Consider the following 20,068-nt stretch of genomic DNA (forward strand, 5'->3'; position numbering starts at 1 on the left):
ACCGCAATTCGCGGAGGATGGAGTCATGAGCGCCACTCGCCGCCTGCTCGATCTGCTCGCCTATCTGCAGACCGGTCGCCGCTATACCGGCGCCGAACTGGCCGCCCGCCTGGAGACCAGCCCGCGCACGGTCCGCCGCGATGTGGAGCGGCTGCGCGAGTACGGCTATCCGGTCGCGACCCAGCCCGGCCCGGGCGGCTTCTACCAACTCACGGCCGGCCGCATCCTGCCGCCGCTGGTCTTCGACGACGACGAGGCCGTCGCCACCGTCGTCGCCCTGGGCATGCTCGCGGCGACGTCGGAACCTCGAGGCGGAGAGGAAGCCCAGCGGTCGTCGGAAACCCAGCGCTCGTCGGATATCGGCGCCGCCGCCCTGCGGGCCTTCGGCAAGATCGACCAGTTGCTGCCGAAGCGGTTGCGGGGCCGGGCGAACGCGGTGCGGGCGACGGTGGAGACGGCGGCGGTGGCGGCGCCCGCGGTGGACGCGGCGGTGCTGGCGCTGGTGGCCAGGGCCGCGGCCGGGCACGAACATCTCGACTTCGACTACCGCATCCGCGCCGGCGTGCTTGCGCGGCGCCGCGTCGAACCGTACCGGCAGGTGTATCAGCATCTGCGCTGGTATCTGCTCGCCTGGGACCGCGATCGAGGAGATTGGCGCACCTTCCGCCTGGATCGCATCGCCGAGATCGCCGCCACCGGAACATTTTTCGAGCCGCGTCCGCTACCCGCCGAGACGGCGGCGGGCTACCTCCGGCGGGAACTCACCGCCGGCCGGCATCGCGCGGTCGTCACCGTCGCCGCCGCGGCCACCGCGGTCGCCGACATCCTGAAATTCCAGGACTGCGATATCGAGTCGCGCGGACCGCGGCGCTGCCGGATCACCACATGGGTGGATTCGTTCGAATGGCTGGTGCTCAATCTCGCCCTCCTCGATGCCGATTTCGTAATCGAGGAGCCGGCCGAGTTCCGCGACCGCTGCCGCGCTCTCGCAGCACGTCTGGACCGCGCGGCCGCTACCGCGGAACCGGGCTGACGCGCCGCGCGCGCCGGGCCGGTTCGGCACGTCGCGGACACGAGTCGATCGCGTAACAAATCGGGCGCGAAATCGGGGCTGGGACTGGCACGATGTACCCATGAACTCGCGGAGCGACGACGTGCAACCGCGTCCGCATCTGCGGCGGGGGCGCGCACGAGTCGAATCCGCTGCCGAGCCGGGCGCCGATATCTGGGCACAGCGAGCCGACGCGGCCGAATCGGCCATCGTGTCCCGGCATCTGCGGCGGCTGTGGCTGCTGCCGGGGGCCGAGCTGGGTGTGGTGGGCTGGCCCGCTACCCGGGCGGAGCGGTTGTTCTTCAGCTGGAACTACTGGTGGCAGGCCCATCTCGTCGACTGCGCGATCGATGCCGCCAACCGGGAGGCCACTCCGGCCCGGACCGGACGCATCGCCGCCCTCGCGCGTGGTCACCGCCTGCGCAACATCACCGGCTGGACCAACAACTACTACGACGACATGGCGTGGCTCGCCATCGCTCTGGAACGGGCCGAGCGCACTCGGGGGATCACGGAGGTGCGCGGCGGCCTGATCGCGCTGGAGCAGCAGCTCATGGCGGGATGGCAGCCGGAGATCGGCGCGGTGCCGTGGCGTAAGGGCTCCGACTACTTCAACGCTCCCGCCAACGGCCCGGTCGCCATCGCACTCGCGCGCCTGGGGCATCACGAGCGCGCCGCGCAGATCGCCGACTGGATCGATGCCACCCTGCGCGATCCGGAAACGGGTCTGATCCTCGACGGCATCCATCTGCCCTCCGGCCGGATCGAGCGGCCGACGTTCAGCTACTGCCAGGGTGTGGTCCTGAGTCTGGAAACCGAACTGGCCGTCCGGACCGGAGACGATCGTCACCTCGACCGCGTCCAGCGATTGCTCCGGGCGGTCGAGGACCATATGACGGAACGCAACGTCGTCACCGGCGGGGGCGGCGGGGACGGTGGTCTGTTCAACGGGATCCTGGCCCGCTATCTCGCGCTGGTGGCGATCATGCTGCCCGGAGACGAGGTAGCGCACCGGGCGGCCCGCCGCTCGGCCGCCGCGATCGTGAAGGCCTCGGCCCGGGCTGCCTGGGACCACCGGCTCGAGGTCGAGGGCGACCCGTTGTTCGGCCACGACTGGAACGAACCGGCACGGCTGCCGGGCGGCACCGCCGGGGCCGGACGGGCGACCTCGGGTGGTTCGGTCATCTCGTCCCGGACTCCGGAACGAGATCTGTCGGTGCAGCTGTCGGGCTGGATGTTGATGGAGGCTGCCCAGATGGTGACCGCGGCCGGACTCTAGCCTGCGCCGGCAACCGGCCGATCAGTGCCGGGGATCGGTCCAGACGATGCGCGCGGGCCCTGCGGCGGCCGTGCGCTCTGGGCGGACGGTGCGCAGCGGCACGGTGTCCGGATAGTCGGCGGTCCGGATCTCGAGGGGCAGCGTGTCGAGGGCCTCCGAATCGAAAGCCTGCCGGTCGAAGCCCGGGGAGTCGAAGGTGTGGCCGTCGGACTCGAGTTCGACATCGAAGTCCTCGGCCGGACGTGACATCTCCGCGCGATACTGCCGCAGACCGATGATCGTGCCGATGATCAGCACCACGACCAGCGAGCCGCTCACCGCCGGCATCAGCCAGGACACCTTGTTCAGATATCCGCCGGTGTAGTAGCCGAGCAGCAGCAGAATCGGCGCCCAGATCACCGCGCCGATCGAACTGGCGACGGTGTAGCGGCGATGGTTCATCCCGGCCGCCCCGGCGACCAGCGGGCACAGCGTGCGCACCCACGGAATCCAGCGCGCGATAAGGACCGCCGCGAACCCGTGCCGGTGCAGCAGATCCGATACCCGGGCCAGATTCTCGGCGTTGACGTATTTACCGTTCTTGCGGGCGATCAGGCGATGGCCGGTGCGCGTGCCGATCACATACCCCACCTGGTTACCGGCGATCGCCGCCACCATGGTCGCCACCACCAGCGCCCACACCTGCGTGTGCCCGGTCTCGTGCGAGGCGAAGATGATGCCGGCGGTCAGCAGCATCGAATCGCCGGGCAGGAACAGACCGATGATCACCGCGCACTCGAGGAAGACGAAGACCAGGACGACGGTCCAGACGAGTGCCGGCCCGGCGGACTGCAGCGGATCGAATCCGCCCAGTGCAAGGGGTAACGGCGTAGCAGGCAATGGTGTCAGTGCGTGGGTTCGTTCGTCGATACGGACATCGTGGGCTCCTCGATCTCGAGCACCGGCTCGTGGTTACGCAGCTTCTTCGCCACGGAGATGATGGCGGGCAGGATCGAGACGAACACGATCAGCAGGAAGATGGCCTCGACGTGATCGCGAATGAACCCGACGTTCCCCAGGAAGTACCCGAGGACCGTGATGCCGCCGGCCCACAGAATGCCACCGATGATGTCGAACGTGAGGAATTTGCGGTAATCCATTTTCGACACGCCCGCGAGCACCGGCATGAAGGTCCGCACCACCGGCACGAATCGCGCCAGGATGATGGTCTTCGGGCCGTACTTCTCGAAGAAGGCGTGTGTCTCGGTGATGTAGCGCTGTTTGAAGAAGCGCCCGTCCTCCTTGTGGAACAGCGCGGGCCCGATGGCCCGGCCGATCCAATAGGCGCATTGATCGCCGGCGATCGCGGTCACCGCCACCGCCGGGACGAGCACCCAGATGGACACCGGGGGATGTTCGACCGCCGCGAGCAGACCGCCCGTGAACAGCAGCGAATCGCCCGGCAGGATCGGGAACAACAACCCTGTCTCGATGAAGACGATGACCAGAATGGCCGGCAGCACCGCATTCGACATCCACGTATCGGTCAGCAGATACATGGGGTCGAGCAGCTTGTGGACGGAGAATCCGTCGGCGAGGGTGTTCGTGATGGCCAGCATGGTCACGGGCCCCACAGTACCGGTCACCGTGCGATCTCACCGAACCTCACGGGAACCTCTCAGGCGTTGGCGAATTTCGGTCAACCGAGTTTCGGACCGCTCCCGGCGGTCGACGCGGGTGCGCGCCCGGCCCGGCAAGTCCGCCGCAAGCTGTTCCGATCCCGGCCCGCCTTTCGCGACAACGGGCGATGAACTTAGGGTATGGGCTGACAGAATTGTTGTTCGCAGCACACATACGGAGGTCACTCAGTGCCCATCGCGACTCCGGAGGTCTACGCCGAGATGCTCGGTCGGGCCAAAGAGAACTCCTTCGCCTTCCCCGCGATCAACTGCACCTCCTCGGAGACCATCAACGCGGCCATCCGCGGGTTCGCCGAGGCCGGCAGTGACGGCATCATCCAGTTCTCCACCGGCGGCGCCGAATTCGGTTCCGGCCAGGGTGTGAAGGACATGGTCACCGGTGCGGTCGCGCTGGCGGAGTTCGCTCATGTGGTGGCAGCCAAGTACGACGTGACGATCGCGCTGCACACCGACCACTGCCCCAAGGACAAGCTGGACGGATTCGTCCGGCCGCTGCTGGCCATCTCGCAGGAGCGGGTCAAGGCCGGACAGAACCCGCTGTTCCAGTCCCACATGTGGGACGGCTCGGCCATCCCGATCGACGAGAACCTCGAGATCGCCAAGGAACTGCTGAAGCAGGCCGCGGCGGCGAACATCATTCTCGAGGTCGAGATCGGCGTCGTCGGCGGTGAAGAGGACGGCGTCGAGGCCGAGATCAACGAGAAGCTCTACACCTCGTCCGAGGACTTCGCCAAGACCATCGACGCCCTCGGCGCCGGTGAGAACGGCAAGTATCTGCTCGCCGCCACCTTCGGCAACGTGCACGGCGTCTACAAGCCGGGCAACGTGGTCCTCAAGCCCGAGGTGCTGGCCGAGGGGCAGCGCGTGGCCGCGGCCAAGCTCGGCCTGGGCGACGGCGCCAAGCCGTTCGACTTCGTCTTCCACGGCGGCTCCGGCTCGCTGAAGTCGGAGATCGACGACTCGCTGAAGTACGGCGTGGTGAAGATGAACGTCGACACCGACACCCAGTACGCCTTCACCCGTCCGATCGCGGCGCACATGTTCACCAACTACGACGGTGTGCTGAAGATCGACGGCGAGGTCGGCAACAAGAAGACCTACGACCCGCGCAGCTACCTCAAGAAGGCCGAGACCTCCATGGCCGAGCGGGTCATCGAGGCCTGCAACGACCTGCGTTCGGCCGGTAAGTCGGTCAGCGCGAAGTAGTAGTTCCCGCAGCGGAACGAATCGAGGGTGCGTCGCCCGTGGGTGGCGCACCCTCGGCGTTCGCGGCCGCCATCGTGACGGTGGGTTGTCCCAGCCGGAAGGGCACGAGATGATCATCAGCGTGAGCAGAGGGACACTGTGCCGAGAATCCGGACGACACGAGGCGCGAGACCGGTGAGCAATCCGACCGGCCCCCAATCCATTCCGCCCACCGGCCTCGACGTCCGCGTGCTCGGGCCCGTGCAACTCTCGGTCGGCGGCACGGTTGTTCCCGTGGGCGGACCCAAGCCGCGGACGCTGCTGGCCGCGCTGGCGGTCAACCGTCGGCGGGCCGTCTCGTCGCAGGCACTGGCCGATATCGTCTGGAACGAGGAGCCGCCGGATTCCTATCAGGCGAGCCTGCAGGTGTTCGTCTCCAATATTCGTAAGGCGCTGCGCAATTCGGGCGTCGATCCGGCCGCGGTACTGCGGACCGAGTCCTCGGGCTATCGGCTCGAAATCACCGACGACGAATGCGATCTGGGCCGCTTCGAGGCCACCCACAAGGCCGCGATCGAGGCCGCCGCGGCGGGCGACCACGAGAGCGCGTCGCGGTTGTACGGTGCGGCATTGGAACAGTGGAGCGGTAAAGCCCTCGACGATCTGTCCGGCACTCGCTTCGCCGACACCTTCGCCACCGCGATGGACGAGGAACGCCTGCTCGTCGCCTCCGCCCGCATCGACGCCGAAATCGCCTGCGGCCGTGCCTCTTCGGTGGTCGGTGAACTGATGGCGATGACGAACGAGCATCCGATGCGGGAGCCGCTGTGGGTGCAGCTCATCACCGCGCTGTACCTGTCCGGCCGCCAGGCCGATGCGCTGGAGGCATGCCGCCGGGTCCGAGCGGTCCTCGCCGACGAACTCGGCATCGATCCCGGGCCGGCGCTGGCCGAACTGGAGAAGCGCGTCCTGCGGCAGGAACCGCTCAATACGATGGCCATCGCCCAGGTCGAGCGAATGGCCAAGGCGATGACCGAAACCGTCACCGAAACCCCGCGCAGCGCCCGCGCCGGACGGCTGCGGTTGGCGGACGGCCGGGTGATACCGATCGCCAAGGGCGGCTTGAAGATCGGCCGCATGACCGACAACGACCTGATCCTCGACGATCCGAAGGTCAGCCGCTATCACGCGCACGTCCTGCCCAGCCGGGCCGGGATGCTGATCAAGGATCTGGCCTCCGCCAACGGCATCTACGTCGACGACGAGGTCGTCGACAGCGGCACCATGTTGCTCGGCGGGGAACTCATCCGGATCGGCTCGACGGTGCTGAGTTTCGAGGCGGACAGCGAGTAGGCCGCACCGGACACACCCGTGTCTGCGCGATAACCGCCGCTGCGCGGCGTCGCCCGGTAGGGTCGGTCGGCGCGGGTTCTGTCCGCGTGAGGATCACGCGGGTAAGGGAATTCGATCGGTCCGAGGGTTTTCCGAGGGTTTTCCGAGGGGTTGCTGATGCGTGTGCGCGTACCGGCTTCGGCCGCAGTGGTGCTGCTGGGCGCCGGACTGCTGGTCGGGCTGCCCGGATCTGCCGTCGCCGAACCCGGGACAGGTTCGGCGGCAACGGTTCCCGGCGCGGGGCCGTGCGCCACCGACCCCGTTCCCGTGCACGAGCCGGTGGTGCCGAAGACGCTCGAGGTGCCGATTCCTTATCCGGTGGTGACCGTCGATCAACCACCGCCGCCCGCGATGCCGCAGCGCACGAGCGTGCCCCTGCCGGCCGATCCGTGCGTCAGCCCGTGCCCGGATCTCACCGACGGTCCGCCGCCCCCGCCCGGCCTGCTGAACCGGCTCGGCGTGCCGGAGCTGCTGCTGAAGCCGAAGCCGTTCTTCTTCGCGCTGCCGCCCGGGCCCTCGCCCGAACCCGATCCGCCTCCGCCGCCGCGAGCCCAACCGCCGACCGAACCGGGGCCGGCGGTGGCCGCGCGGCCGGCGCCGGCAGTGAGTCAGGTCCGCGAGGTGGCCAAGGAGACCGGCGCGAATTCGGTGAACCGCACCGACAAGCGCTGGCAGGTCGAGGGGACCGACCTGGGCATCATGTGGGAGAGCGCGCCGGGGGAGATCGCGACGGCCTTCGGCGACACCGTCGGGCACGGCTTCCACCCACCGGGCGGGATGGGCGAGGATTGGCGCAGCAATCTGCTCGCCTTCAGCACGAATCGCGACCTCGGCAAGGGCATGATCATCGACCGCATGGTCACCGACGATCGCTGTCACGCCGCCGAGGTGCTCGCCAGTCGCAAGAAGGACAATATCGAGATCACCACGATCCCGACCTCCGGTTTCGCTCTGCCGCACCAGGGTTCGGCCGACGGCATCCGGCAGTTCATGAGCTACATGTCGGTTCGGACCTGGAACAGCCTGCCGGGCACCTTCTACACCAACTACGGCGGTATCGCGTACTCCGACGACCACGGACAGACCTGGACCAAGGACCCGCACGCGCACTGGGACAACATCTTCGGCCTCGCGAATTTCCAAGTGTCGGCGATGGTTCCGCAGGGCGACTACGTCTACCTGTTCGGGACACCGAATACGCGGCTCGGCTCGGTCGGCCTCGCCCGGGTGCCCAAGGAGCAGGTACTCGACACCTCCGCCTACCAGTACTGGCGCGACGGCACCTGGACTCCGGTCGGCGGAGCCGCTTCCGCCACACCGATCGTCGACGGACCGGCCGGCGAACTGTCGGTGCGCTACGACAGCGCCCGCGGTGTCTGGCAGATGAGTTATCTCGACACCGCGAAGGCGGCGGTCGTGGTGCGCGAATCGAATGCGCCGCAGGGTGGATGGTCGCCGAGTTCGCCGCTGGTGCACGTCTCGGCCGACTATCCGGAACTGTACGGCGGATTCATCCACCCGTGGTCGACGTCCTCGGATCTCTACTTCACCATCAGCACCTGGAGCGACTACAACGTCTACCTGATGCACGCCCGGCTGGATTGAGCCCGCTCCGTCGGCTCAGGACAGGCTCAGGACAACTGGACCTCGGCCAGCGCGCGGCCGAACAGCTTCTTCCCCGCGGAGGTGGCGCTCAGCAGAATCGTCGCGACCCGGCGCTCCGGGTCCAGCGACTTGATCCTGGCGGAGAATTCGATCTGCGCCGGCGCACAGCGTTCCACCGGAACGTATCCCGAGAAGCGCACGCTGTAGCTTTCGATCGCGCCCGGATCCCCGAGCCACGAGGTCAGATACTGCGCACCCAGACCCATGGTGAGCATGCCGTGCGCGACCACGGTGGGCAGGCCGGCCAGTTCGGCGGCGCGGTCGCTGAAGTGGATGGGGTTGGGGTCGCCCGCCACACCGGCGTAGTTGACCAGATCGCCGCGGGTGAGCCGCATCGTGGCCGGGGTCAGTTGGTCACCCACCGCGAGATCATCGAAAATCGGCTGGGTCTCGACGGTGACGTCCTTGCGCGATTCGGCCCGCGAGGGTTCGGGGGTGGCCTCCTCGGCGTCGATCGGGATCAGCACCTCGGGGGTGGTCGCGCCGACCTCCCGGCGATGCATGACCACACCTTCCACCAGTCGCACGATATCGGCGTCGACCTCGGCGCCCAGCCGCGCCACGATGGTGGTGATGCCCACCTGGACGACGGTGTCCTCGGCGTCGAGGACGGTGGCCTTCACGGTGATGAAATCGTTTCCGCGCAGGTGGCGAATCGATTCGATCTCCGCCTCGCTGCGCAGGACGTCGCCGGCCAGGATCGGGCGGTGGATGCGGAAAACCTGGTCGGTCTGCAGAACCTGGGACAGGTCGTATTCGCTGAGCACGCTGTCGAGCAGGGCTTGCGTGGTCGCCATGCCGAGCACCGAGGCGAAGGTCGGTGGCGCCACGACGGCATCCCATCCGAGCTTGGCGGCATCGGCCTCGAAGTGGTGGGCGGGGTGATGGTTCTGCACGGCCCGCGCGAATTCGCGGACCTTCTCCCTGCCCACCTCGTAGCGGTCCCGAATCCGGTAGTGCCGACCGGCTAGTGCCGTGGATGCCGGCGCGTCGGGTGCCAGCTCCGGCATGTCCCTTGCTCCCTGCTCGATTCTTACTGCGTAAACGACAGCACCGGCCGACCGCTTCGGAACGGATCAGCGGAGGGTCGGCGGCGTGACAATCCGAGCCATGCTATCGGCGTACCGGACCGCTGACCAGGTGTCTGTGACGTGCATCGCCGGGAAGCGGCGCGATGTGACACCAAGGTGACGCACGTCATCGACTCCGGCGCGGCTACTGCGCGGCGCCGGCGGGATCGCACACCTTCCAGCCGCCGTCGGTCTGCTGCAGATCGAAGGTGCGGGAGGTCGAGCGGCTCGGATCGGCATCGGTGTAGATGTCGACCTGAGCGACGGCCTTGTCCCCGGTGATCTGCACGCCGTCCACACCCGCGACCTTCGGGATCTTCTTCTGATCCACCGCGAGCTTGTGCACGCCGGCGTACTGATCGGGCGCGATGTTCTGGTAGAAGTCGTGCAGTTTGCCGCACGTCGCGGATTGCAGCTGGCTGAGATTCCCGGACGCGAGCGCATTGGTGTAGGTGTTGACCGCGCCCTTGACCTTCGCCTCCGGCGAATTGTCGGAACTGCCGGTGGCCAGCGCGACCACCGCCACGATCGCGACGATCACCACCACGACCGCCCCGCCGGCCAGCAGCAGCCAGCGCTTACTGCGCGCGGGCTGCCCCGGCGCCCCATCCGGTTCCGCCGCTGGTACCCGCTGCGGCTGTGCCACCGGGCGCGGGCCGCCCGGCTGGTTCGGTCCACCCGGCCCGTTCGGTTGTGCGGACAGCGTCGGCGCGGTCATCTTGGTATCGGCCGGCGACGGCGCGCCACCGGGGCGCGGGCCTTGATCACCTTGCGCGCCAGGGCCTTTCGGTCCCTGGGCGCCGAGCGCTGCGGCTGCTGCGGGCAGCCCGGGCCCACCCGGACGTCCGGGTGCACCCTGCCCCTGCGGTCCGTGCGGGCCCTGGCCTTGTGCACCCGGAGCATTCGGCCCCTGTCCACCCGGGCCTTGCGCCCCCCGCCCCGGTCCACCCGGGCCTTGCGGACCCTGTGTACCCGGACCCTTCGGACCCTGCGAGCCCGGGCCTTGCGGACCGGGGCGTCCGGGTCCCTGCGTACCCGGTCCCTGCGTACCCGGTCCCTGGGGGCTCTGCCCACCGAGACGTGGGGGATTCTGTCCCCGACCCTGCGTGCCAGGACCCTGCTGCCCTGGCCCCCCGGGCCCTCCCGCCGGGCCCTGTCCCGGTGTGCCGCCCGCCGGGCCGCGCTGGGAACCGGCGGCGGCCGCGCCGAGCCCCGCGGCACCGGCGGCCGCGGCCGGGCCACCGATGCGGCCCTTCGGTCCCGGTCCGCCGGCCGCGGGGCCGCCGGGCCCACGCGATCCCGGAGCGCCGGGCGTGCCTTGTCCCTGCTCGCCACCCGGGGCGCCTTGTGTCCCAGGGCGTTTCGGGCCGCCCTGTCCGGCTCCGGGCGGCGTGGCCCGAAGTTTCTCGGTGGCGGCCGGATCGGGTTTCTGGATCGGCAGGATCGTCGTGGCATCATCCGACGGGTTCGACACCGCGGGAACATCTTGCGCCGCTGTGTCTTTCGCGTCCGGCGGCGTGGCGCCTCTTCCGGCCTCCGCGCCGCCGGACTGCCGCGCCGGACCGGACTTCGCGGTCTTCTCGCCGCCCTTTCCGGACGAGACCTTGGGGAGGGCAACGGTTTTCGTTTCGTCGGAGCCGCCGACGGTCCCGTTCTCCTTCGCGTCGGCGGCACCCTGCGCATTCGAGCCCGGTCCCTTCGAGTCCGGCGCGGCGGCAGGTGCGGAATCGGCGGAGCCCTGAGCGGCCGCGGCATTCCCGGCGCCGGCGGCCTTCGCACCCTTCACGGCCTGCGCGCCGTCGGCGTCGGGGCCGTTCGTCTTCGCCGGGCCGCTCGCGGCGGCGGATCCGGCAGCGCCGCCCGCGGCGTCGGATTCGCCGGAATTCTGGGAGGTGGCAGCCTTGCCGGGAGCCGAGGGCTGCTTGCCGGATTCCTCGCGTCTGGGGATGGCGACGGTCTCCGCTTCCCCCGCCGCCCCGCCGCCGGGTGCGGTGCCCTCCTTTTCGGTGGCGCCCTTCTCGGCGCCGGCCGCCGCGGCGGGTTCGCCGGCCGCCGCGCCACCGCCGCTCGGCTTCGAGCCGGGCGCTCCGGCGGGCGACGCGCCGGAGCCGGTAGCGCCGGAGCCGCCGGACTTGCCGCCCGCACCGGAGTTCGCCTGTGCCGATGCCCCTTTCGCGCCCGGGGTGCGAATGACCTGGGTTTGCGCCGAGGGTGACGGCATGGGAGCGGTCGGGTCGGCGCCGGGAAGTTGATCCCGGGAGATGCGCTGGGTGCGGTCCGGGGCGCCGGTGTCCGGTTCGCGACCGGAGGTGGGCCCGCCCTGGGCACCGGATTTCGCCGGTCCGTCCGGACCCGCACCGGATGCAGCCTGACGCGGGCGGTCGCCGGAGGCGCCCTGGTGCGGCTTCTGGTCGTCGTTCGGGTCGGACACGCGCTACCCCTTGCTCGATATCGGCTGTCGGTCGTCGACTGTCGGTCTCAGACGGCCAGCCTAATGGGGTCGGGGCGCGTAGGACGCGGCAGACGCGCAACCATATAAGGCCTCGCCATCAGGAGGGGGCCTCGGCATCGGGACCCACGCACCCGCTGCCCGGCGAGCCGGTGCGGTGGCGGTGCACAATGAAGCCCATGACCTCCTTCGGTGATCTGCTCGGACCGCAGCCGGTATTGCTTCCCGAAAACACGGAAGCCGAACAGGCTCTGCTGGACAACCAGGACCCGGTCCAGGTCGCCGCCGCGCATCCGACGGCCTCCGTGGCCTGGGCGCAGCTGGCCGAGGACGCGCTCGAGCGCGCCGGCGTCGTGGGCGCACCCGAGGGCCGGGCCGAGGTGAGCCTCGATGTGGTGGCGGCCTACGCCTTCGCCCGCACGGGTTACCACCGCGGCCTGGACCTGTTGCGTCGCAACGGGTGGAAGGGCTTCGGCCCGGTGCCGTGGAGCCACGAGCCCAACCAGGGCTTCCTCCGTGCGGTCGGCGCCCTCGCCCGCGCCGCCCAGGCCATCGGCGAGAGCGACGAATATGCCCGCTGCCTGGATCTGCTCGAGGATTGCGATCCCCGCGCCGCCGCCGAACTCGGATTGGACTGAGACTGGCCGGCACGGAACGGTTCGCGACCACCATCACCGTCGATGCGGTTCGCGACAGCGGTAAGCAACGCATGCGTAACGGGTGGGTGCGCCTGCGCCGATCCGCGCTTCCGATCTTCCAGTGTGCGGTGGGCGCGGCCCTGTCCTGGTTCGTCGCCCACCGGTTGGTGGGGCATCCACAACCCTTCTTCGCGCCGATGGCCGCGGTCATCTCGATCGGGGTCTCGTTCGGTGCGCGGCTGCGCCGATCGGTGGAACTCGTCGGCGGTGTGGCCGTCGGGATCGGGATCGGCGACTTCTTCATCGGACAGGTCGGAACCGGCGCGTGGCAGATCGCGCTCGTCGTCGGGGTGGCGATGGCGATCGCGGTATTTCTCGACCGGGGTGCGGTCATCCCGATGCAGGCCGCCAGTTCGGCGGTCCTGGTCGCCACACTGATGCCGCCGCATACCGGCGGGGGTCTCAATCGCATGGTCGACGCGCTGGTCGGTGGGTTGGTCGGCGTCGTGGTGGTGGCAGCGATTCCGCTGCATCCTGTGCGCCGGGCGCGGCAGCAGGCCGCCGACATCCTCGCCGTCCTGGGCGCGGCGCTGACCGAATGCGCCGACGGCCTGCACGAGCAGGATGCGGAGAAGGTCCGCGCCGCATTGCATTCCGTGCGCGGCACGCAACCGCAGATCGACGGTCTGCGCAATGCGGTCGAAGGCGGCCGCGAGGTCAGCCGGATCTCGCCGCTGTACTGGAATTCCCGGCCGCGTCTCGAGGCGATCCGCGCGGCGGTCGACCCGCTCGACAATGCCGTGCGCAACACCCGAGTGCTGTTGCGGCGCGCCCTGACTCTGGTGCGCGACGACGAAATCCTCGATCCCCGAATGATCGCCGAGGTCGAAGAGCTGGGGCAGGCGGTGGAAGTGGTGCGCCGCTACATGGTTGCCGAACCCGGCGAACAGCCCGATGCCGCCGAGGCGACGCGCGTCCTGCGGCGGGTGGCGAAGGGCGCGACCAAGGATCTGGTCGAGGGCGCCGGTCTGTCCTCCCACGTGGTCTTCGCCCAATTGCGTTCCATCGTGGTCGATCTGATGCAGGTGTGCGGGATCAAACGCCTGTCGGCGATCGCGCTGCTGCCGCCCACCGTGCAGAACCCCTATGTGGCGCCCGAGGATTGACCGGACGTGCCGCCACCCGTGGGAAGCCTTGCGCCAGGGTGTGTTCGGTAGCGTCTCCGGGACCCGAGGATTCCCGGGTGTGCGCCCGGGCCGGTACCAGTAGTCATCGAGCGGTCCGCGAGGTCACCGGGTCCGGCTGCGCACGGCCACCGCCGACGAATCGGGTAGTCGACTACTCGTGTCGCGTACCGGCGTGGATCGTACGTTTGTCTCGACCGCGTCGACGAGGGGTGGCGCGGTCGGAAAACTTCGCGACGGATGCGACGTGCGGCCGATGGTGTGCGGCCGACCGCGTAGGGGGCGGGCGCTCCGTCGCGAAGAGGGCCGCCCGGTTCCTGTTCGCCGGCGAATCGAACCGGAATCGGGCGCGCCCGCCGACAGCGCGCGTCAGGTCCAGAAGCGGGTCAGATAACTACCGATGGCCGCCCATTCCGACGGCACGCCGGACAGCTCGAACACCCAGTAGACGGCATCGAAGAACACGCGATTGAGCTCCGGCACCCACAGGATCGCCAGCAACAGCAGCAGTCCGAACGGCTTCACCTGATCCAGCGACCGCCGCGTCTGATAACTCAGCGACGGCTCCACGATCGCGTAGCCGTCGGTTCCCGGAATCGGCAGCAGATTCAGAATCGTCGCGGTGATCTGCAGGAACGCCAGGAAACTCAGGCCGAACCAGAAGGCGGCGTGGTCGTGGGTGGAGCCGGCGAAGCGGACGATCACCAGCAGCACCACCGCGCACAACGCGTTGACCGCCGGGCCGGCCGCGCTGATCGCGCGCTGGGTGCGCGTCGAGAAGTTCCGCGTATTCAGATACACCGCGCCACCGGGCAGTGCGAACCCGCCCAGCGCGATGAAGAAGATCGGCAGCGCGATCGACAGCAGCGGATGGCTGTACTTCACCGGATTCAGCGTGAGGTAACCGCGCATCTGCACTTCGCGGTCCCCGGCTCGATACGCCGTGTAGGCATGGCCGAATTCGTGCAGGCACACGCTGAGAATCCAGCCCGCCACCACGAAGACGAACACGCCGGCCTTGGCCCGGGTGGACAGCGGATCGGCATCCCAGGCCAGCGCTCCGCCCAGAGCCGTGATCACGACGATCAGCAAGAAGATGGGGCTCGGGCGCACCACCCGCCGAGCCGGGAAGGAATAGGTCATCGCACCAGCAGCCACGGCTCGTGATGACGGTAGAAACTCGACCGCGGCACCGTGCGATCGGCGGCGATGCCATCGCGAGTCACCGCGGCCCCCGGTGAACCCAGCTGTACGGCGCGCCCGGCCACCCAGCGCTTCTTACCCCAGCCGCGCTGCACTGTGGCGCGGACGCCCGGCATCTCCAGAGTCGGCGAAACATGCAGCGCCGCAACCTTTCCGGTGAACAACCGGACTTCGTCGACGTAGGCCTCGCCCTCGAGTTTGCCGCCGTCGCGGCCGGTGACCGTGGCCCGGCCGACCAGGACGGTGCCGGTCTCGTCGCGGATCAGGGGGGTCGGTTCGGGGCGGCCCTCCAGCGCGCGTTTGGCCGCGTGCGAGCCCGTCCCGGTCTGATACGCCCGGGAACCGTAGGTGCGATCCACCGGCACGTAGCCGATTTCGACGGTCAGCCGTTCGGTGCGCAGCAGATGGGTGAGCACCGCGGCCAGACCGGCGTCCTCACCCAGCACGATCAGCCGTGGCTGGTTGTCGGCAGCCAGGACCGGAAGCAGTTCGTCCAGTTCGGCGGTGTCGGGAATCGCCGTGGTCTGGGTGGTGGGCAGCGACGCGAGCGCGATGGGCACGGGAGCGCCGTTGCAGCGGAGAACATGAGTACTCAACTGCCGAACACCCTCCTCGGACCTGCCAACGCCATCGCCCTCGCTGCCTACCGGGCGCACCCCTGCCGGGACGCCTCCGCAGGCCACTGTAATCGGCTCGGGCGGTCGGCGCGCTCTCCGCTGCGCCACGCGGGGGAGCAGGTGGCCGGCTACGGCACGAATCGGGTCCACTAGACTGTCCCTCCGGCCACCGCCACTTGGCGCGAGCGACGGGCCTCGGGAGCGCCGTCATCGGGCTCTGCAACGGCAGGTAGCTGCAGCGTCGCCGATGCTGCGTGTCGAAACCGTAGGAGACTCCCATGCCGGCAATCGTGCTGATCGGCGCCCAGTGGGGCGACGAGGGTAAGGGCAAAGCTACCGATCTGCTCGGTGGCCGCGTCCAGTGGGTGGTCCGCTACCAGGGTGGCAACAACGCAGGTCACACCGTGGTCCTGCCGAACGGCGACAATTTCGCACTGCACCTGATCCCGTCCGGCATCCTGACGCCGGGCGTCACCAACGTCATCGGCAACGGTGTCGTCATCGATCCGGGTGTGCTGCTCGACGAACTCGCCGGACTGGAACAGCGCTCCGTGGACACCTCCCGGCTGCTGCTGTCGGCGGACGCGCATCTGATCATGCCGTACCACGTGGCCATCGATAAGGTCACCGAACGCTTCCTCGGCAACAAGAAGATCGGCACCACCGGCCGCGGCATCGGCCCCTGCTATCAGGACAAGGTCGCCCGCGTGGGCGTGCGCGTCGCCGATGTGCTGGACGAGAAGATCCTCACCCAGAAGGTCGAGGCCGCACTGGAATTCAAGAACCAGGTGCTGGTGAAGATCTACAACCGCCGTGCGCTCGACCCGCAGCAGGTGGTCGACGAGGTGCTGAATCAGGCCGAGGGCTTCAAGCACCGCATCAGCGATACCCGGCTACTGCTCAACCAGGCGCTGGAGAACGGCGAGACCGTCCTGCTGGAGGGTTCGCAGGGCACCCTGCTCGACGTCGACCACGGCACCTATCCCTATGTGACGTCGTCGAATCCGACCTCCGGCGGCGCCGCGGTGGGCGCGGGCGTCGGGCCCAACAAGATCACCACGGTGCTCGGCATCCTGAAGGCCTACACCACGCGTGTCGGCTCCGGCCCGTTCCCGACCGAACTGTTCGACCAGTCCGGCGAATATCTCGCCAAGACCGGCGGTGAGGTCGGCGTGACCACCGGCCGCGCCCGCCGCACCGGCTGGTTCGACGCGGTGATCGCGCGCTACGCCACCCGGGTCAACGGCATCACCGACTACTTCCTCACCAAACTGGATGTGCTCTCCAGCCTGGACCGCGTGCCGATCTGCGTGGCCTACGAGATCGACGGCGAGCGGGTGGAGCAGATGCCCACCACCCAAACCGAATTCCACCACGCCAAGCCCATCTACGAGGAGATGCCGGGCTGGTGGGAGGACATCTCCGGGGCGCGCAGCTTCGACGACCTGCCGGCCAACGCCCGCGCCTACGTCGAACGGCTGGAGGAGCTGTCCGGCGCCCGTGTGTCGTGCATCGGTGTCGGCCCCGGCCGCGACGAGACGATCGTGCGTCACGACGTCCTGAACTAGCGACTCAATAGCAGGTGAGTGGCGCCAGGGGTTCAGTGGCGTGCGGGGTCAGCGACGCGTAGGTCGCGGCGATCGACTTCACCGCCACGCGAAGATCGGATTCGGCGTGGGTGAACGGGATTCGCAGGAACCGCTCGAAGGCGCCCTGGACCCCGAAGCGCGGTCCGGCGGCCAGCAGCACGCCGTGATTGGGTGCGGTCGCGGCGAGGGCGGTCGAGACGGGAGCCGGCAGTTGCACCCAGATCGACATCCCGCCGCAGCCGGGACTCACCTGCCACTCGGGCAATTCCTCGGACAGGGCGTCCAGGAGGGCCGCGCGCCGGCTGCGTAGCTGTTCGCGGCGTTGTTCGAGGATGACGTCGGCATGGTCGAGCAGATAGCCGGTGGCCAGTTGATCCATCACGGGTGTGCCGAGGTCCACCGTGGACCGGGTGCCGAGGAGTTTCGCGATGAGCGACTGGTTGGCGCGAATCCAGCCCACGCGCAGGCCGCCCCAGAACGACTTGGACGCGGAGCCGATCGTCACGATCTCCGATCCGCGTGCGAAAGCTGCCGCCGGAGGGGGGTTTTCGCCGTCGAGCTGCTGGTCGACCATGGACTCGTCGACGATCACCGTCATGCGGGTCTCGCGGGCGATCGCGGCCAGTTCCGCCCGGGCGTCGGCGCTCATCAGCAGGCCGGTCGGATTGTTGAAATCCGGCACCAGGTAAGCGGTGCTGGCGGCGGTTTGCCGTGCGGCACTGCGGATTCCGTCGAGATCCCAGGCCGCATCCGGCTGTTCGGGGCGCAGCGGCACCGGGACCGGCCGGGCGCCGACGTCGCGGATCGCCTCGATCGCGTTGGGATAGGTCGGGTGGTCGATCAGGACGCGCTCGGCGGGAGCGGTGAGCACATTGAGCAACAGCCGAAGTCCGTGCTGCGCACCGAGAGTCACCAGAATCTGATCCGGTTCGGTGGGCAGGCCGCGCTCGGTGTAGCGGCGCGCGAGCATCTCCCGCAGTGGCAGCACTCCCACCGGATCCATGCCGTGGGTGCCGAGGTAGATCGGAAGGCCCTGCAGCGCAGCGGAATATGCGTCGTTCATCTGCGGGGGCGCCGACATCGCGGCATAGGTGAGGTCGATGGTGGGCTGTGCCGTCGGTGACATCACCGCCAGAATGCTGCGGGCCGGTTTGGTGCCGTCGTGCGCGACGTCCGAGGGCAGGGCGACCGTGCTGCGCGAGCCCTGCCGGCTGATCAGATAGCCGTGCTCGCGCAGCAGCGCGTAGGCGGAGGTGACCGTGGTGCGGCTGACACCCAGTGCGGTCGCCAGATCGCGTTCGCTCGGCAGGGCGATACCCAGCGGGGCTCGGCCGTCGTGGATCAGCAGGCGAATGCTCTCCGCGAGTGCCAGATATGCCGGGCGCGCACCCCGGCGGGCGGCGCCGGGTTCGTCGTGCCGCCAGCGGCCCAGGTCGCGGGTGAGGGTGGCCGCACTGATCACGCGTATCGCCATAGAGGCCAGTATCCGGGTAGTGGCTATTTGATTCAAGTCCAGATACGGGCAGGGTGGACCTCATGTTCTCCGATCTCGCCGCACTGCTGGTCGTCGCGGTCGTTCTCGTGGCGAGCTATCGCTATGCCACCGGATCCGGCCGCCGGGTCGTCGCGCTCTTCGACCGGTATCGGCCGCACGCGCCGATGGCGGATTGGTCGCTGCGAGAGGGGCCGTCCAGCGGTCCGCGTGAGTGCCGCGAACCGCGCGAAGATCTCGCGGCGTTGCGTGGCCGGCAGACCTGTGTGGCATCGGACCAATCGGCGACTCGACCGCCGGCGACGCCCTGACGTCCCGGCGCATATCAGTCCAGTAGGGCGGTACTGGACTGCAACTGCCGGAGATGTCGGACCCTCGGTGCACACTGTGGGTATGTCTGCGGGCAAGTTGTCCTCGGTCGCGGTGACCGAATTCGATACCGTCATCGGCCGCTGCGCGATGGGGTGGACCGACGACGGCGTCGTGCGGTTCCAACTACCGGAAGTCGTCCGTGCCGCCGAGGCCACTCGATCCTCGGCATCCGCGCAGACCTCGGACGCCGATGCTCTCACGGCCGGTATGTTGCGACGAGGTGTGGACCCGATCGCCGCCGAGCGGGTTCGGGTGGTCGAACCGTCCGGCGCGATGGCCGAGGCGATCCGGGCCGTTCGCGCGCATCTGACCGGGGAACTCGACGATCTGCGGTGGATCCCGGTGGACTACCGCGCGCAACCGGAATTCCATCGCGCGGTGTACGACATCACGCGCACCATCGCCCCCGGACGCACACTCACCTACGGCGAGGTCGCGGCCCGGGCCGGCGCGCCCGGCGCGGCTCAGGCCGTCGGACAAGCGTTGGGCCGCAACCCCGTTCCGTTGATCGTGCCCTGCCACCGTGTGCTGGCGGCCGACCACGGACTGCACGGCTTCTCCGCGCCCGGCGGCATCGTGACCAAGGCCCGGCTGCTCGAAATCGAACGCACCTCGGGATTCGGCGAACCGACCCTGTTCTAGGCGTCAGGTCGAAGGACCGGACTACTTGTGTTCGGGGTCCGGGTTGATCGCGCCTTGGAGGCCGTCGTTGGCGCGGTTGACGCCGTCGACCACCGCGTCCGGCACGGCATCCGGCACCGGGGCGCTGAAGCCGCCCACGCGCACTTCGCGAGGGGCGGGCGGTTCGGTCGGCTTCGGTTCCGGCTTCGGCGCGGCACGGGGCGCGGACTGCGGGGCCGGCACGTGTTGCGGTGAGGCGGAACGCAATTCGACCGGTTCGTCGGAAGGAGCCGGAGCGTCCGGAACGGTGACGCCGGGCTGAACGGGGCCGGTCGCCGCGGCCGTACCGGCGAAACCGAGGACCACCGCGAGCGGCACCGCCGCCATCGCGACCCGAATACCCGTCATCAGATACCGATTTCGACGGATCACGCCGAGCACCACCCTCGTCAGCAGCCTGCCTGTGCGGCGACCGCGGCCGCCGCCAGCATCGTAATCGACGGGTAGCGGCGATGCGGTGTCGAATTCCGCACAGCGACGGCCTCCTTCCGTGGTCGGACACGCGGCGTATCCCGCCGAACG

17 protein-coding genes and 1 pseudogene are annotated in these 20,068 nt (G+C 69.1%); 10 read left to right on the forward strand and 8 right to left on the reverse strand.

Translation table 11 applies throughout. From position 1 onward, the window contains the following. The first annotated feature begins 25 nt into the window (after positions 1-25). A complete protein-coding gene (locus tag NA3_RS31260; RefSeq protein WP_062967797.1) occupies positions 26-1,033 on the forward strand; it encodes a helix-turn-helix transcriptional regulator in 1,008 nt (335 codons plus the stop codon). Between the two features lie 100 nt (positions 1,034-1,133). Then, positions 1,134-2,330, forward strand: coding sequence for a glycoside hydrolase family 76 protein (locus tag NA3_RS31265; protein ID WP_084492028.1), 1,197 nt, complete (start codon positions 1,134-1,136; stop codon positions 2,328-2,330). A 216-nt stretch (positions 2,331-2,546) separates the two neighbouring features. Here NA3_RS31265 and NA3_RS31270 read toward each other — a convergent pair. Both NA3_RS31270 and NA3_RS31275 read right to left on the reverse strand, forming a co-directional pair. Continuing rightward, a pseudogene (locus NA3_RS31270) lies at positions 2,547-3,209 on the reverse strand (DedA family protein); the annotation flags it as partial. 5 nt (positions 3,210-3,214) lie between these two features. Beyond that, the gene (locus NA3_RS31275) at positions 3,215-3,928 is read right to left on the reverse strand and encodes a DedA family protein (RefSeq protein ID WP_062967875.1); all 714 of its coding nucleotides are present in this window, start codon (positions 3,926-3,928) and stop codon (positions 3,215-3,217) included. A 249-nt stretch (positions 3,929-4,177) separates the two neighbouring features. Here NA3_RS31275 and fbaA point away from each other — a divergent pair, with 249 nt between their 5' ends. The 3 genes from fbaA (at position 4,178) to NA3_RS31290 (ending at position 8,191) form a co-directional block, all read left to right on the forward strand. Further along, positions 4,178-5,215, forward strand: coding sequence for a class II fructose-bisphosphate aldolase (fbaA, locus tag NA3_RS31280; protein WP_030516652.1), 1,038 nt, complete (start codon positions 4,178-4,180; stop codon positions 5,213-5,215). Between the two features lie 174 nt (positions 5,216-5,389). After that, positions 5,390-6,547, forward strand: coding sequence for a BTAD domain-containing putative transcriptional regulator (locus tag NA3_RS31285; RefSeq protein ID WP_062967799.1), 1,158 nt, complete (start codon positions 5,390-5,392; stop codon positions 6,545-6,547). 156 nt (positions 6,548-6,703) lie between these two features. Then, a complete protein-coding gene (locus tag NA3_RS31290; RefSeq protein ID WP_062967877.1) occupies positions 6,704-8,191 on the forward strand; it encodes a glycoside hydrolase family 183 protein in 1,488 nt (495 codons plus the stop codon). A gap of 26 nt (positions 8,192-8,217) precedes the next feature. Here the strand turns inward: NA3_RS31290 and NA3_RS31295 are convergent, their stop codons facing one another. Together NA3_RS31295 and NA3_RS31300 are read right to left on the reverse strand one after the other, a co-directional pair. Then, positions 8,218-9,261 carry a fused (3R)-hydroxyacyl-ACP dehydratase subunits HadA/HadB gene (locus tag NA3_RS31295; RefSeq protein ID WP_062967801.1) on the reverse strand — a complete coding sequence of 348 codons (1,044 nt, stop codon included), beginning with the start codon at positions 9,259-9,261 and terminating at the stop codon, positions 8,218-8,220. A gap of 205 nt (positions 9,262-9,466) precedes the next feature. Continuing rightward, positions 9,467-11,752: an Rv0361 family membrane protein gene (locus NA3_RS31300; RefSeq protein ID WP_062967803.1), complete on the reverse strand. Its 2,286-nt coding sequence runs from the start codon at positions 11,750-11,752 to the stop codon at positions 9,467-9,469. Between the two features lie 197 nt (positions 11,753-11,949). Here NA3_RS31300 and NA3_RS31305 point away from each other — a divergent pair, with 197 nt between their 5' ends. Then, positions 11,950-12,408, forward strand: a complete 459-nt coding sequence (locus NA3_RS31305) for a DUF3151 domain-containing protein (protein WP_062967805.1) — start codon at positions 11,950-11,952, stop codon at positions 12,406-12,408. 71 nt (positions 12,409-12,479) lie between these two features. After that, positions 12,480-13,574, forward strand: coding sequence for an FUSC family protein (locus NA3_RS31310; RefSeq protein WP_062967808.1), 1,095 nt, complete (start codon positions 12,480-12,482; stop codon positions 13,572-13,574). A 387-nt stretch (positions 13,575-13,961) separates the two neighbouring features. Here the strand turns inward: NA3_RS31310 and NA3_RS31315 are convergent, their stop codons facing one another. Together NA3_RS31315 and NA3_RS31320 are read right to left on the reverse strand one after the other, a co-directional pair. Next, entirely contained in the window at positions 13,962-14,735 is a 774-nt protein-coding gene (locus tag NA3_RS31315) for a site-2 protease family protein (RefSeq protein ID WP_062967810.1), read from the reverse strand. Then, positions 14,732-15,391: a hypothetical protein gene (locus NA3_RS31320; protein ID WP_062967812.1), complete on the reverse strand. Its 660-nt coding sequence runs from the start codon at positions 15,389-15,391 to the stop codon at positions 14,732-14,734. The genes NA3_RS31315 and NA3_RS31320 overlap by 4 nt, the downstream gene beginning before the upstream one ends. A 299-nt stretch (positions 15,392-15,690) precedes the next feature. On the opposite strand from NA3_RS31320, the gene NA3_RS31325 reads away from it, so the two are divergent. Continuing rightward, complete coding sequence (locus NA3_RS31325) at positions 15,691-16,980, forward strand: adenylosuccinate synthase (RefSeq protein WP_062967814.1); 1,290 nt, start codon at positions 15,691-15,693, stop codon at positions 16,978-16,980. A 4-nt stretch (positions 16,981-16,984) separates the two neighbouring features. On the opposite strand, the gene yczR is transcribed toward NA3_RS31325, so the two are convergent. Next, a complete protein-coding gene (yczR, locus tag NA3_RS31330) occupies positions 16,985-18,475 on the reverse strand; it encodes a MocR-like transcription factor YczR (RefSeq protein WP_062967816.1) in 1,491 nt (496 codons plus the stop codon). Positions 18,476-18,537: 62 nt separating this feature from the next. Here yczR and NA3_RS31335 point away from each other — a divergent pair, with 62 nt between their 5' ends. Then, positions 18,538-18,804, forward strand: coding sequence for a hypothetical protein (locus NA3_RS31335; protein WP_062967818.1), 267 nt, complete (start codon positions 18,538-18,540; stop codon positions 18,802-18,804). Between the two features lie 82 nt (positions 18,805-18,886). Next, complete coding sequence (locus NA3_RS31340) at positions 18,887-19,507, forward strand: methylated-DNA--[protein]-cysteine S-methyltransferase (protein WP_063917835.1); 621 nt, start codon at positions 18,887-18,889, stop codon at positions 19,505-19,507. A 21-nt stretch (positions 19,508-19,528) separates the two neighbouring features. Here the strand turns inward: NA3_RS31340 and NA3_RS31345 are convergent, their stop codons facing one another. After that, a complete protein-coding gene (locus tag NA3_RS31345; protein ID WP_128145611.1) occupies positions 19,529-19,918 on the reverse strand; it encodes a hypothetical protein in 390 nt (129 codons plus the stop codon). Between the last annotated feature and the right edge of the window lie 150 nt (positions 19,919-20,068).

The sequence above is a fragment of the Nocardia africana NBRC 100379 genome, assembly GCF_001612635.1.
In the GTDB taxonomy this organism is placed as follows: domain Bacteria; phylum Actinomycetota; class Actinomycetes; order Mycobacteriales; family Mycobacteriaceae; genus Nocardia; species Nocardia africana.